Here is a 14,293-nt window from a genome sequence, read left to right on the forward strand (position 1 = left end):
GCAGGTTATCCTTGTTAGTGAAGTAAATTAATAACTCATTTAACCTGATATTTTTTCGCGTCATTAGTCAGGGGTTGTTGCCTGTTAAAATAGTCATTTCATTGATTGGATATTTTTCTCGGGTTTCTTGTGAGTATAATTGGTTATATCAACCTTGTATCATGGTTAGTATAATTTTTTGCAGCATGAAATGTGAGATGATATTTATTATGCAGAATACATTTTTCTTTTTTGTGTGGAAATTCCAATATCTATATTAAATAATAAGCAATAGACTGCATTCTGAAATGAAAAATATTATACATTGTAGATTGCTGCTCTCTGATGGACGTGCGACGTAAAATACGTTAGAGAGCACTCGCACCAAGAATGAGAGTTCTTGTTGATGCAGGATGGGTGGCCGAGTGGTTGAAGGCACTGGTCTTGAAAACCAGCGTGCGTGTAAGCGTACCGTGGGTTCGAATCCCACCCCATCCGCCAGTATGGATAAAAGTAATATTTGAAAAATGAGGCTGGTAAAAGCTTATGCTCTCTGTGTTAGCGGACTCGGTTGGTTTACAGGCTTAATTCCATCGGAGCAGGCGTTGTTTATTCCTGATTCAATGAAATTAAGTTTTTGAACGCTGTTTCGTGCTTGCAGAGGCGTGCAGGCGGGTCGATTTGTCGTGTTTTGTCAGGGGCGACCTGGCGAGTACATAATGTACAATACCCGATTTTGTTCTGGGTTTTTGTGAACGACGAATCGGGGCCTCGGCGACCTGGACAGGAGATCGACGTGTATCCCGGGAAGATGCGAACAAAGTCAGCGTTTTGCGTCCTGATCGTGCCAGAATGAATGGTTTAGCCATGGGAGCGCTTCGTTCAACGGGGGCAACGCCTTCGTCCGCAAATCCCTGATCCATCAGCGACGCCATCGTGCGTGTGCGCTCGATATTAGATGATGCGCCCATGACAACACCGACAAGGCGCACATTATCTCTCATCGCAGATGTGACGAGATTGAGGCCCGCCTGCGCTGTATAACCTGTCTTCATTCCGTCCGCGCCCGGGTAATAACGCAACATCGGGTTATGATTGGGAATTTCGTGTCCGTGAAAATAAAAAATACCGACTGAGAAATAGTGATAATCTTCAGGAAAATCGGAAATCAGATGCTGAGCAAGTGTCGCAAGATCCCGTGCCGTTGTAACCTGGCCGGGGTTAGGAAGGCCTGATGCATTCTGAAATGTCGTTCGCGACATTCCGAGATTATGCGCTTCAGCAGTCATCATTGCAGCAAATTGCGGTTCGCTCCCGCCTATCAGTTCTCCAAGAGCGCAGGCTGCATCGTTGGCTGATTTTGTTACCAGCCCAAGGATACCCTGTTCAACTGTGAGATAGGAGCCGGGAACAAGGCCCAGTTTTGATGGTTCGCGGGTGGCTGAGTGGATAGATACAGGAACCGCCTGATCAAGCGTCAGCGTGCCTGAACGAAGCGCCTTGAATGTCATATAAAGGGTCATCAGCTTAGTCAGGCTGGCGGGATAGCGCTGCAGGTCAGGATTGACTTGCGCGAGCACCGCACCGGTCCTGGCATCCGAAACAAATGCGCTGATATTTCCGACGTACTGAGCGTGTGCCGCTTTGTGCGGAGCTGTTGCCGATACCAGGAGAGTTGCGAAAGCAAGATAAGACACTCTGATATTCCGACGAGCTGTCACGCGTGTCTCTCCCATTTTCCGCTCTGCCGAATCGCCAGGAACGTCTCCCGACCAGTGAATGGCCGACTCTAAATGTACATCATAGTGTGTGACCAGAGATTACAGCAGTTCCCCCGGTCAGTCGATTCAGAAGCTTAGCAGTCCCGATTCGATCGTCTAGCAAAAATTTGCTAACAAAATATAATATGATCAGACTTCTGTTCGGCTGGCAGGAACATCATTTTAATGCGCTGGGCGTATGCCCATAAATGCACAGGGTAGACGCACGAAGCTGATATTTCTGTTTTCACAGAGATTGCTGTAGTTTACAGAGAGAAAAATGATACCGCCAACAAGAAAAAATTGCTCCGGTGATCCCGTCTGGCTGGTTGGCCGCCATAGGGGGGGGCATGCCGGTCAGGTCAGCATGAGCGACGATTCTAAAAACAATAACAATGAATCAGATGTTAGCGTTCTGGTAAGGCCGAAGACAAAAACCCGCAAGCCATCTATGTATAAAGTCCTCATGCTAAATGATGATTATACGCCTATGGAATTTGTTGTTCATGTACTGGAGCGGTTCTTTAATAAGACACGTGATGAGGCGACAAATATCATGCTTCATGTTCACAAGAAGGGCGTGGGTGTGTGTGGCGTATTTACCTATGAGGTTGCTGAAAGCAAAGTGACGCTGGTGATGGATCTGGCGCGCCAGAATCAGCACCCGCTGCAATGCACCATTGAGAGAGATTAACTCAGCCCGGGCGCGCAGGGCAGAAATTTCTCATAATCTGATTTTACATCGTCTTAAAAAGACCGGTTGTAACAGAGTTTTCTTCGTTGCCGTTCTTTTTAATGAAGACGGATACTGATGCCACGCTGATACGGGCCTTCGATTTCTTTTTGCGTGCGTTGCACGGGGGCGGGATATCTATAGCAGGCAGCTTGCCAGAGGCTTTGTCCTGGTGAGAGTTATGTGTTACCACAATCGCGGGAGATCCGTTGCGGACGTGCACCTTGCCAACCCGGTCAGGTCCGGAAGGAAGCAGCCGCAGTAAGTTTCGCGCGGGTCGTGGCGGGTCTCTCACGTTTTGGGAAACGACAGGTCTGTCCTGAAGGGATGTATTGTTTTCCCTGAGCCATAGACCGGTTCCTTTGGATTCGCCGAAAATATGTCTGATCATGAGAGCCCGGCTGATGACCTGCCATTGCCAGATGGTGGCGGACCTGGCCTCTTTGGTGATGAACAATCGATAATTTTATCCGATGCAATCGACAGAACAGAGCCTGCCGATGAAGAGCATGCTCCGCTGACGAAAAAACAGTCTGCAACATCCGATGCAGGCTACAGAGTTCTCGCGCGCAAATATCGTCCTGCTACCCTGGACGAACTTATTGGTCAGGATGCGCTTGTTCGCACATTACAAAACGCATTTGCCACTGGCCGCGTCGCACACGCCTTTATGCTTACCGGTGTGCGCGGAGTCGGTAAAACCACCACGGCACGTATCATTGCTCGTGGCCTGAACTGCACAGGTGCTGATGGAAAAGGACAGGCAACAGCCCATCCGTGCGGTGTCTGTCCGAATTGTGTCGCAATCCTTGCCGATCGTCACCCCGATGTTCTGGAGATGGATGCAGCCTCGCGCACCGGTGTCGATGATGTGCGCGGAATCATAGAAGCCTGTCATTTCAGGCCGATTCAGGGGCGCATGAAAGTCTTCATTGTGGATGAAGTTCACATGCTTTCCCGCAATGCATTTAATGCTCTGCTGAAAACCCTTGAGGAGCCACCGCCGCAGGTCACATTCATCTTCGCGACGACCGAATTGCGCAAAGTTCCTGTCACAGTGCTCTCGCGCTGCCAGAGGTTTGACCTGCGTCGGATCGCACAGTCCGAACTGGTATCGTTTTTCACTAAAATTGCTGATCGCGAAAAAGTCACTGTCGAGACGGAAGCACTGAAGCTGATTGCCCGTGCCGCCGACGGCTCGGTGCGCGATGGTCTTTCGCTTCTCGATCAGGCGATCGCTCAGAGCGGAAGCAGCAATGAGAGCGGGGAAGTCATTTCGGCTTCTCTTGTTGCTGCAATGCTGGGTCTTTCTGACCGGAGCATCGTATTTGATCTTTTCGATGCTGTGATGCGCGGTGACATTTCAGCGGCCATAGCCTTGTCTGACTCCGTTTATGACCGGGGAGGCGACCCGGGCCTGATGCTGCGGGATCTTGCTGAACTGACGCATACCGTTACCCGTCTGAAAACCGTGCAAAATCTGCAGGATGCTCTTGATCTGCCCGAGTCAGAGCGCATCAGAGGCGGCGCTTTTGCATCATCGCTGTCGCTCTCGGCACTTTCCCGTCTCTGGCAGATGCTGCTTAAGGGAATCAGTGAAATCGATGATGCGCCACTCAGACGTGAGGCAGCCGAGATGGTGCTCGTGCGTCTCTGTTATGCATCGACTCTCCCTTCTCCACCGGAAATCCTGAAGCGTCTGGAGCATGGAGAATCCGCTCAGGATACGAGGGCTCCGGTGGCCTTGCCGTCACCGTTGGCGCTGTCGTCCGGCGTCCAGGATGTAAGTGAGCGGAGAACTCATGCGTCTCCGGGTGAGCCTGTTTCGGTGAGTGATCCCGGGGACAGATTGCCTCATGCCATAAACGCAGGCCGGGCCGGAAGCGCGCAGCGCGCGCCGGTAACGGACCGGATGACTGTTGAAGATCCTCCGGAGAAAGAACCGAAATCCTGGCGGGAACTGGTGGCGTTTGTAAAGGATAACAGCCGGGAGGCCTCCTTGCATGGTCATCTGCGTTATTCTGTCCATCTGGTGACATTCGCTCCGCCTCTGATCGAGGTGCGAACTGACAACGAGGCCCCAAAGGATCTGCCCCGTCGTCTGCAGGATTTTCTTCGCGCGCGTTTCGCTGGTGAGTGGATTGTCAGAGAGGTCGATGCTCCGGGTGAGCTCACTCTGGCGGAGCAGAGCGCCGATATCATCCAGCTTCATAAACGCCGGTCAGAAAATCATCCGCTCGTAAAAGCAATTCTGAAGGCATTTCCGGGTGCGGAACTGGGTGACATAAAAGACTCATCTTTTGATGACCATTACGGTCTCCCCGTTGAAGTTGATGATCCGTCCGGGCTAGTGCTTGATCACGACGTGCCTGATCCGGAAGACGAATAAGACTTCGGGGGACTCTCCGTTCCGCATTGTGACAGTAAGGAATAAAGCATGAAAAATCTTGCCGGCCTGATGAAACAGGCTTCCCAGATGCAGGCCAAAATGGAAGAAATGCAGGCCAGTCTGGGCAACATCCAGATCGAAGGCTCAGCGGGAGCCGGAATGGTGACCGTCACATTGAGCGGCAAGGGAGATATGCGAGCGATCAGGATTGATCCCAAACTGGCAGATCCAACGGAAATGGAAATGTTACAGGATCTGATCGTGGCGGCCTGTGCCGATGCGCGTGTAAAACTCGATAAAACCGCCGCCGAAGAAATGCAGAAAGTTACGGGTGGCCTGAACCTGCCGCCGGGTCTCAAGCTACCTTTCTGACGCATAACATCATCAATTCCCGGCTATCTGAATGACGCCAGTTCCTGAAATAGATCATTTAATCGGACTCATTGCGCGTCTTCCGGGGCTCGGGCCGCGATCAGCACGTCGGGTTACACTCGCTCTGCTGCGAGATCCGCGGGGAAAGCTGCTTCCCCTTGCCCGCGCCATGGAAAGCGCCGCCATGTCCGTGCGGACATGCACGTCCTGCGGCAATCTCGACGTCGAAGATCCCTGCCACATCTGTCGCGATCCCACGCGGGCAAATGACCTGATCTGCGTCGTCGAAAGTGTCAACGATCTCTGGGCCCTGGAACGCGCCGGCGCTCATCATGGCCTTTATATGGTGCTCGGAGGCGTGCTGTCCGCATTGCGGGGTATCGGCCCGGCGGATCTGAACGTGGAACCGCTTTTTGAACGTCTGCGCGCCGGTTCTGTCAGAGAAGTCATTCTTGCTCTGGGAGCAACTGTAGATGGCGCTACAACAATGTACTGGCTTCAGGAGAAGCTGCATCCTTATGATGTCCGGGTCAGTCGTGTTGCGCAGGGAGTTCCGATGGGGGGCACTCTTGATGTTCTTGATGACGGAACCCTGGCTGCCGCTGTGAGCGCAAGGCGCCCGATGTGAAGCGAAAAACTGATTTCAGGACACCCTGCTCCCGATGAACGGACTCAGCATGAGGATTCCGCGAGCAGCCCTGGTCACCGGGGCAAGCCGGAGACTGGGACGGGCAATCGCCCGAAGCCTCGCGGAAACCGGCTTTTCCATCGCTATCCATTATCGCTCCGATGAAGAAGCCGCCAGTTCTCTGCTTGCGGAGATCAGGACTCTCGGTGTTCAGGGCTGTCTGTTGCAGGCAGATTTTGCTGATGAAGAGCAGGTGAGGGGGCTCGTGCCGCAGGCGATGGCCGCTCTGGGGCCACTGGGTGTTCTCGTCAACAACGCATCGACCTTCGAAAGAGATGAATGGGATACGGTCACCAGGCAAAGCTGGCAAGAGCACATTGAACCTAATCTGCGAGCTCCTTTCGTTCTGATCCAGGACTTCGCCAGAGCGCTTCCAAAAGGAAGCGAGGCCATGGTGCTTAATATGCTTGATGAGCGGGTCTGGTCATTGACACCACATTTTGTAAGCTACACGGTCTCGAAATCGGCACTGTGGACACTGACGCAGACGATGGCCCTGGCTCTCGCGCCCCGGCGAATTCGGGTCAATGCGATCGGACCAGGTCCCGCTCTCCCAAGTCCTCGCCAGACAGCCGAACAGTTCCGACGACAATGTGAATCTGTGCCCCTTGGTCACGGCACGTCCCCTGAAGAAGTCGCGCAGGCGGCTCTGGCACTTCTGGCGCTGCCGTCCGTTACCGGGCAGATGCTGGCCCTGGATGGTGGCCAGCATCTCCAGTGGCACTGCTCCCTGCCGGATGCGGGACATTTGACGGAAGAATGACTGAGATGACGATTCTTGCACCATGGCCCGGCGACCTGCCGCTACGGCGGCTGTTTCTGAAGGACATGCTCGTTGATGCTCAGATCGGTATTTTCCCGCATGAGCAGGGTGTGACGCAGCGCGTCCGGATTAATGTTTCGTTCGGGGTTTCTGAAGAACGAGATCTGGTCGAAGGCGCGGATGAACTGAGTCGAACGGTCTCCTATGAGGATGCCGTGCTGATTGTGCGCAAACTGGCAACGGCTCAGCATACAAAGCTGGTTGAGACGCTGGCGGAGCGGATTGCCATTGAAATTCTGAAGGACCGACGTGTCTGTGTCGTACGCGTAAGCGTTGAAAAGCTGGATATTTTCTCTGATCTTGATTCTGTAGGCGTGGAAATCGAGAGGTGGTCAGCAGAGCAGATACCGGGAATGGTCTGCCTGTAATGGTATCTGCCCGCAGAAACCCGACCGCCTCGGTCATAAGTCGCGCTCAGCCGCAGACTGTTCGGGAAAAATCCAGTAATTCCTGCGCGTGCGCTACAATGCGCCCTGCATTGACAGGCAATACTGCCTGACTCGTGTGATCCTCCTGTGTCACGCCGGTCTCGATCAGATCCGCCCAGTAGTAAAGGCGATTGCGAACAGCAATTGGCAGGAAGCAGGGGTTCTGGTGATGGCTCGGGACAAGCTCGTAAACAACCGAGGCAGGTGGACACCAGGAGATGTTCGTCATTCCCGCTCCCAGAAAGCCGATCACCATGCGCGCTTCTGAAAACAGGCGTATCTGCTCCCGAACACTCAGCGTCTCGGGCCGGATGCATTCAAACCCGATCTGTTTCAGACCAGATGCCAGTTCAGCTTCATTCGGAATTTTACGGTTCGCTGCCTCTCCCCGTTCAATGAACAGAAGACGCGAACCCGGTCGGGAGACACAACCAGCAGCATGCCTGAGCATATGGCTGGTCTCAACGGCCGTTTCTGAAGCTGTAAAATCAGTCCTGCCGCGTATGAAATCTGTGTAAATGACACGAGGAAAACGATAACGCGTGCCTGCATGCGTTATCTTCCAGTGCTTCCTGGCCAATCCCATAAGCTCAATGCTTTCTGTCTGCCACGGGGTAAGGGCAGGAAGCAGAAACACGTCATCAGGACCGGCTGCTTTCAGGAAGTGACGAATGGCCGGCAGCGTATGGGCCACCCAATGATAGAAATTGGTATTCCAGTGATCAAAGCCGGCCCAGGCTGTCTGATCGCAGCTTTCGATCGGTCTGTCCTCGTGCGCGCAAAAAAGATCCAGCACTGCCGGGGGCTGAGTATAGAGCACATCCCGGATCGGAGCGCCGTGCGAACTGAACATGGTCAGTTCAGGATCGAACATGACATCGTTAAAACTGTAGCGAAAAACAGGTGCAGTCGATGTGGTCTGATATCGGAACAGACTTTCGCTGCCGTCACTCAACAGACCGTTTGCTGCGAAAGTTCCTTCCCGCAGAGGGGAGAATTCAATCAGCGCCCGGTTTCCTGCCGCCTGAAATAATCCGACAGCAGGTAAATGCCGGGAGGGCCGTCCGTTTTTAATGCGATCACGCAACATGGTAATGCGGGACATGGCGACCTGAGCAGGAAAGTATCGGGGAAAAGATATCGAAAATCAGTGATTGTCACAATCCGTGACAATTCTGCCTGTCTTTCCGAAGCAAGACTGTGCAGCTATGCCTGCATGGATTTCAGCTAATGAGTATAAAGACAGGCTCGACGACCGGAGCCGTTTTTTGCCACAGATCAGACAGGCCGGAACACAACAGGGCGGTAACGCGCTGTTCTTTGCCGTAAGCAGGCAGATTATGTCCCCGGCATCAATGGTACAGATCTGATCCGAACCGACTGTCGTATGCACACAGATGTACATCCGACAGTCGGTGCTTCCTGTTATTTTACGAGTCGTGCTCGTCCTTGTCCGTGTTCACATCGATGTCGGTGCTGATGTCATCGGCATCATCATCGAGATCAGCCGTATCTTCCAGGACGTCGGCATCGTCATCATCATCGTCGGTATCGACGTCGATATCATCGCCGTCTTTGTCTGGTTTCGGGGCAGCCTTCACAGGCAATGCCGGAATGCTGTCACCCGCTCTCTTAAGCCGGGGAACTTCAGCCGGCTGCTCAGCTCCGCATTTCGGGCAAACAGCCGGTTCCTTGTTAAGGTCGTAAAAACGCGCTCCGCAAGATACACAGATGCGTTTTGAACCGAGTTCAGGCTGGGCCATGGTGAACCTGTCAATCGTGATCATGGTTTTGGGGATGAAATCTTCCCCGGCGAGCCTGGACACCGTGCGGAACACGCATCCAGATGAGGCGTGGCCCAATGCCAGCTTGTGCCGTCCGTGTCAAACAGAAGCAGCGGCAGGGCAACAGGCCAGGCTCTCATGCATGGCCGAACCTTATTTCTGCCTTAATTTTCCAATGCCATAAAAATCCGTCATGTTTCGGACGCAGATTTTTGTCAAAGGACTATGTAATGAGCAGGGTTCCGGGCTGCCTGTTGCACGCCTTTACGGTGTGTCTGCTCGCAATGCTGACCGCTTGCAGTACGACCCCGCATGCCGGAGGTAATCCGTCTGAGTGGGGGCAGGGTAACTATCGTGCTCCCGGATCGGCAGGCGATCCTTGGGGACCCTATATCCGCGAGGCCGCAGGCCGATTCTCAGTTCCGGAACAATGGATCAGGGCCGTCATGACCCAGGAATCTGGAGGGAAAGAATATATAAACGGACAGCTGACCAAATCGGGCTCAGGCGCCATGGGCCTGATGCAACTCATGCCCGCGACATGGGCTGAACTGGCCGGGCTGTATGGCCTGGGCGGCGATCCTTACGACCCCCACGATAACATCGTGGCCGGAACCGGTTATATCCGCCAGCTTTATGAAAGGTTTGGCTCTCCGGGCTTCCTCGCCGCGTATAATGCCGGCCCCGGCCGTGTCGAACAGTACCTGCAGACAGGCGAATCTCTGCCCGATGAAACCGTTAACTACGTGGCTTCGATCTCGCCCAATCTCGGTGATGCCGCGCCCGGCTCCGGAGTCAGTGAAACCGGCAGTGCCGCCATCCGCGTAGCCCAGGCTTCTCCTGTTGTGTCTGCTGCATCTGACCCCGATGCTGTCACGCGGACTGCGGATGGCTGTCTCCGCGATGCCGACGTGGCCTATGATCCGTCAAACTGCCTGATGGATCAGGATGCGCCTCACGCCAATCCGCTCTCCGCCCCTCAGCCGGCAGCGCCACCGCTGGCAACATTGCAGCGGCTGCAACCTCCTGTTGCAGTGGCCTCTGTCGGAAGGCCTCTTCCCGCTGAGCTTGCGAGTTATGTTGAGCCATCGTCTTCAGCGAACCGTATTATAGCCACTCCTGCCGTCGCAACCCGCGGTTATGGCGATGGCGGGGCTTCAGGGCGTCCCTGGGCCGTTCAGGTTGGCGCTTTCTCCAGCGGAGCCGAAGCCCGTACAGTACTCAGCCAGGCTCAGTCCCTTATCGGCGGGTCTTCCGGGCAGCTTGGCGCCGTCGTGACGCGGGTCTCGCCTGCTGCGAATTCACTTTATCGGGCACGACTGACCGGCTTCGCTCCCCAGGCCGCAGCGGCGGCCTGCCGGATTCTGCATACCCATGCGATTGCCTGCTTTACAGTTCCCGTGACGATCTGATCCCGGGCTGCGTCTGAAAAATGTGCATTGTCGCCAACGGGTGCCTCGGCTAGACCCCCGCCTTCCGGGGCGTCAGTCAAAAGTCGCCCTACACAGCCGGGACTGAGACAGATGGCACGCAACCGCATCCGTAAAGGACGCGCCCTGAATGGCTGGCTTGTGATCGACAAGCCGTCCGGGGTCACCTCGACAGCCGTCGTCAGTATCGTGAAGCGTGCTTTCGATGCTCAGAAAGTCGGCCACGGCGGTACTCTTGATCCACTTGCAACCGGCCTCCTGCCGATCGCAATGGGTGCCGCAACAAAAACGGTTCCTTACATTATGGACGGAACCAAACGGTATCACTTCACTCTTCGTCTGGGTGAGGCGAGGGACAGCGACGACGCGGATGGTACGGTTACAGCAATCTCCGATGTGCGCCCCACGGATGATGAACTGCGTGCGGCGACAATCGGCCTGACCGGCGACATCATGCAGGTGCCTCCGGTTTTCTCCGCTCTTAAAGTGGCCGGTGAGCGGGCCTATGACATGGCGCGTGATGGCCGTCCGCCTGAGTTGCCACCCCGTCCGGCTCGCGTGGACCGGTTCGAACTGATCGGGCGACCCGATGCCGATCACGCCATTTTCGAAGTTGAATCCGGCAAGGGCGTATATATGCGTTCCCTGGCGCGGGACGTTGCGCTCGCCTGTGGTACGGTCGGTCATATTGCCGCATTGCGCCGTCTGAGAGTCGGGCCGTTCACTGAAGAAGATGCGATTTCGCTGGACAAAATCGTCGCGAGCGCCGAAGAAGCGCCTGCTTCACCGGAGCTGCTGCGTCCGGTCGCGACCGCGCTGGCCGACATCCCGGCGCTGGCCCTGACCCCGGACGAAACGGTTCTCCTGCTGCATGGACAGGCTCTCGGCCTGCTGGATCTCATGGGACGTATCCCGGAAACCGGCGCCGACGGCATTGTTCGTGCGATGGACGGTGAGCGTGTGCTCGGTCTGTGCCGCCTCGAAGATGGCTGGCTGCAGCCCGTTCGACTGCTTTAAACCTTATTTTTCGGGAGACACCGATGTCGATTACCGCAGAACGCCGTACAGAAGTCATTCAGGAATACCGTACGACCCCGACCGATACCGGATCACCGGAAGTTCAGGTCGCGATCCTGACCGAGCGGATCAATAACCTGACCGAACACCTTAAAACCCATGCGAAGGATTTCCATTCGCGTCGTGGTCTGCTGGTCATGGTTGGCAACCGTCGTGGTCTGCTCGACTATCTGAAACGCAAGAGCCAGACCCGCTACGAGACGCTGATTGGCCGTCTGGGGCTGCGTCGCTGATCACGCGGGACTGTCGGGGAAACAGAGCCTGTCAATCTGTGGCATCTCTGCTGTTTCCCCATTGCCCGTAATCCTGTAAGGGATACCCCGGGATGCCTGTCCAAGCAGGTGTCCCGGGTTTTTTTGTTGTCCGGTATCTGAACCGGCGAAATCAGGAGCCGAACCGGCTTATCGTGGGGCCTACCGGCCAGCCACGGCGTTTCAGGCCACATGGCGCCCTGGCGTTTTCGCCAGTCACCATGCCGTCCGAGACGCTGTCTGCAACCGGCCCCTGTCAGACGGAAACAGGAGTCATATCCGTGACTTTGGTTTCCGGGACGCGAGGCGCGGTATCGGCCCGAAAGGTCTGATGCAGAATGTTCAATTATTTTCGTAAAGAGATTGAGTGGGGCGGTCGCAAGCTGGTTCTGGAGACCGGCAAGATTGCCCGCCAGGCAGATGGCGCCGTTGTCGTCACATATGGGGACACAGTCGTTCTGTGTACCGCTGTTGGCGCAAAGAGCGTGAAAGCCGGTCAGGATTTCTTCCCGCTGACTGTTAACTATCAGGAAAAAGCCTACGCCGCCGGCAAGATCCCCGGCGGGTTCTTTAAGCGCGAGGGGCGTCCCTCAGAGGCGGAAACTCTTAACTCCCGCCTCATTGACCGTCCGCTGCGTCCGCTGTTTCCCGAGGGCTTCCGCAACGAAGTTCAGGTTATCGCGACAGTTCTCAGCCACGATATGGAGAACGATCCGGCGATCCCCGCTCTGATCGGCTGTTCGGCTGCTCTCACATTGTCCGGAATACCTTTCTTCGGTCCTGTCGGCGCCTGTCGTGTGGGTTATGTGGACGGCGAATACGTCCTGAATCCGACGATCGAAGAGACAAAAGAAAGCGACCTGGAACTGGCAGTCGCCGGAACGACCGAGGGCGTTCTGATGGTTGAATCCGAGGCCAGCGAGCTTTCAGAAACCACTATGCTCGGCGCTGTGACCTTCGGGCATAAAGCATTTCAGCCGGTCATCGAGGCGATTATCGCTCTTGCAGAACATGCGGCCAAAGCGCCGTGGGATCTGGAAGCCCCATCGAAAGAAACCATCGCGCTTCGCAAGAAAGTCGATACGCTTGGTCGCAAGGCACTGACGACAGCCTATAAGGAAAAGGCCAAGCAGGCGCGTTACGAAAAAGTCGCGGCGGCTAAAAAAGTCATTCTGGATAAGCTGACCGACGCCGGACTGGATGCAGACGCAGCCAAACCGATGCTGAAAGATCTCGAAGCCGATATCGTTCGCGGATCTGTTCTCGACACCGGGCTTCGTATTGACGGCCGTGATCTGGTCACCGTTCGCCCGATCGTCTCCGAAGTCGGCATTCTTCCGCGCGCGCATGGTTCAGCTCTGTTCACCCGTGGTGAAACCCAGGCATTGGTCGTGGCCACGCTGGGTACCGGGCAGGACGAGCAGGTCATCGATGCCCTCGAAGGCGAATACCGCACCAACTTCATGCTGCACTACAACTTTCCTCCGTTCTCGGTTGGTGAGTGCGGTCGTGTAGGATCTCCAGGACGGCGCGAAATCGGTCACGGGAAACTTGCGTGGCGCGCCCTGCGTCCGCTGTTGCCGACAAAGACCGAGTTCCCTTACACCATGCGGGTTGTCTCCGAGATCACCGAGAGCAACGGCTCCTCCTCAATGGCAACTGTCTGCGGCACCTCGCTGGCGCTGATGGATGCCGGCGTGCCGCTAAAGCGCCCCGTTGCCGGTATCGCGATGGGCCTGATCAAGGAAGATCGCGGTTTCGCGGTTCTCTCGGATATTCTTGGTGACGAAGATCATCTCGGCGATATGGATTTCAAGGTGGCCGGCACCGAAAAGGGTGTAACGGCGCTGCAGATGGACATTAAGATTACGTCCATCACGCCGGAAATTATGGAAATCGCTCTTGAGCAGGCTCGCGGTGGCCGTCTGCACATTCTGGGAGAGATGTCTAAAGCTCTGACGGAAGGCCGGCATGATGTCTCGTCAACCGCGCCGAAAATCACGACAATGAGCGTGCCAAGGGAAAAAATCCGTGATGTGATCGGTTCCGGCGGCAAGGTTATTCGTGAAATCGTCGAGTATTCGGGCGCGAAGGTCGATATCGGTGATGATGGCACCATCACGATCGCTGCCTCTTCCGATGAACAGGCGAAGAAGGCGATCGACCGGATCAATGGTATTGTTGCAGAACCGGAGATTGGCCGTATTTATGACGGCAAGGTCGTAAAGACAGCCGATTTCGGTGCCTTCGTGAATTTTCTCGGTGCCAAAGACGGCCTCGTTCACATCTCCGAACTCGGGCAGGGCCGGGTTGCCCGCACGACCGATGTGGTCAAGCAGGGAGACACTGTGAAGGTGAAAGTCATAGGCTTTGACGACCGGGGTAAGGTCAAATTGTCCATGAGGGTTGTAGATCAGGCAACCGGTGCCGACATAACCTCCGAAGTAGGCGAACGGCCAGCCCGCGCGCCACGCCGCGAAGACTGAGACTGACTGAAGACACGGTCAGTGAACGGGCGTTGCGGCAAAGGGTCGCAACGCCCGTTTGTGTATGGCGTAAGCTCCGGCCCCGCGTTAAGA

The 14,293-nt window shown here is 55.3% G+C and carries 13 protein-coding genes, 1 tRNA gene and 1 other RNA gene; 12 read left to right on the plus strand and 3 right to left on the minus strand.

What is annotated here, in order from left to right; genetic code table 11:
- Positions 1-390: 390 nt before the first annotated feature.
- Positions 391-480 (plus strand) — tRNA-Ser (locus GOB90_RS00325).
- A 128-nt stretch (positions 481-608) separates the two neighbouring features.
- On the opposite strand, the gene GOB90_RS00330 is transcribed toward GOB90_RS00325, so the two are convergent.
- The gene (locus GOB90_RS00330; protein ID WP_146885245.1) at positions 609-1,715 is read right to left on the minus strand and encodes a D-alanyl-D-alanine carboxypeptidase family protein; all 1,107 of its coding nucleotides are present in this window, start codon (positions 1,713-1,715) and stop codon (positions 609-611) included.
- Between the two features lie 391 nt (positions 1,716-2,106).
- Between GOB90_RS00330 and clpS the strand changes: the two genes are divergently transcribed.
- The 7 genes from clpS (at position 2,107) to GOB90_RS00365 (ending at position 7,112) form a co-directional block, all read left to right on the plus strand.
- Positions 2,107-2,433, plus strand: coding sequence for an ATP-dependent Clp protease adapter ClpS (clpS, locus tag GOB90_RS00335; RefSeq protein ID WP_146885247.1), 327 nt, complete (start codon positions 2,107-2,109; stop codon positions 2,431-2,433).
- 239 nt (positions 2,434-2,672) lie between these two features.
- Positions 2,673-2,767, plus strand: an RNA gene (ffs, locus tag GOB90_RS00340) — signal recognition particle sRNA small type.
- Positions 2,768-2,851: 84 nt separating this feature from the next.
- The gene (locus GOB90_RS00345; protein ID WP_146885249.1) at positions 2,852-4,861 is read left to right on the plus strand and encodes a DNA polymerase III subunit gamma/tau; all 2,010 of its coding nucleotides are present in this window, start codon (positions 2,852-2,854) and stop codon (positions 4,859-4,861) included.
- Between the two features lie 48 nt (positions 4,862-4,909).
- Positions 4,910-5,233, plus strand: coding sequence for a YbaB/EbfC family nucleoid-associated protein (locus GOB90_RS00350; RefSeq protein ID WP_146885252.1), 324 nt, complete (start codon positions 4,910-4,912; stop codon positions 5,231-5,233).
- 31 nt (positions 5,234-5,264) lie between these two features.
- Complete coding sequence (gene recR, locus GOB90_RS00355) at positions 5,265-5,861, plus strand: recombination mediator RecR (RefSeq protein ID WP_146885254.1); 597 nt, start codon at positions 5,265-5,267, stop codon at positions 5,859-5,861.
- 49 nt (positions 5,862-5,910) lie between these two features.
- A complete protein-coding gene (locus GOB90_RS00360; protein ID WP_242011700.1) occupies positions 5,911-6,684 on the plus strand; it encodes an SDR family oxidoreductase in 774 nt (257 codons plus the stop codon).
- Positions 6,685-6,689: 5 nt separating this feature from the next.
- On the plus strand, positions 6,690-7,112 hold the full coding sequence (locus tag GOB90_RS00365) for a dihydroneopterin aldolase (RefSeq protein WP_146885440.1): 423 nt from the start codon (positions 6,690-6,692) through the stop codon (positions 7,110-7,112).
- A 46-nt stretch (positions 7,113-7,158) separates the two neighbouring features.
- Here GOB90_RS00365 and GOB90_RS00370 read toward each other — a convergent pair whose 3' ends face one another.
- Both GOB90_RS00370 and GOB90_RS00375 read right to left on the minus strand, forming a co-directional pair.
- Positions 7,159-8,277, minus strand: coding sequence for a glycosyltransferase family 61 protein (locus GOB90_RS00370; protein WP_242011701.1), 1,119 nt, complete (start codon positions 8,275-8,277; stop codon positions 7,159-7,161).
- A 325-nt stretch (positions 8,278-8,602) separates the two neighbouring features.
- Positions 8,603-8,935 (minus strand): TIGR02300 family protein, encoded by a 333-nt coding sequence (locus GOB90_RS00375; RefSeq protein ID WP_146885445.1) that lies wholly within the window; start codon positions 8,933-8,935, stop codon positions 8,603-8,605.
- A 251-nt stretch (positions 8,936-9,186) separates the two neighbouring features.
- Between GOB90_RS00375 and GOB90_RS00380 the strand changes: the two genes are divergently transcribed.
- The 4 genes from GOB90_RS00380 to pnp all read left to right on the plus strand — a co-directional run bounded on the left by GOB90_RS00380 (position 9,187) and on the right by pnp (position 14,200).
- Positions 9,187-10,368 (plus strand): lytic transglycosylase domain-containing protein, encoded by a 1,182-nt coding sequence (locus tag GOB90_RS00380; RefSeq protein ID WP_146885258.1) that lies wholly within the window; start codon positions 9,187-9,189, stop codon positions 10,366-10,368.
- Positions 10,369-10,479: 111 nt separating this feature from the next.
- Complete coding sequence (gene truB, locus GOB90_RS00385; protein ID WP_146885260.1) at positions 10,480-11,403, plus strand: tRNA pseudouridine(55) synthase TruB; 924 nt, start codon at positions 10,480-10,482, stop codon at positions 11,401-11,403.
- A 23-nt stretch (positions 11,404-11,426) separates the two neighbouring features.
- A complete protein-coding gene (gene rpsO, locus GOB90_RS00390; protein ID WP_146885263.1) occupies positions 11,427-11,696 on the plus strand; it encodes a 30S ribosomal protein S15 in 270 nt (89 codons plus the stop codon).
- A gap of 356 nt (positions 11,697-12,052) precedes the next feature.
- Entirely contained in the window at positions 12,053-14,200 is a 2,148-nt protein-coding gene (gene pnp, locus GOB90_RS00395; protein WP_146885266.1) for a polyribonucleotide nucleotidyltransferase, read from the plus strand.
- The last annotated feature ends 93 nt before the right edge of the window (positions 14,201-14,293 follow it).

This window comes from Acetobacter oeni, assembly GCF_011516825.1.
GTDB classification, from domain to species: Bacteria; Pseudomonadota; Alphaproteobacteria; order Acetobacterales; family Acetobacteraceae; genus Acetobacter; species Acetobacter oeni.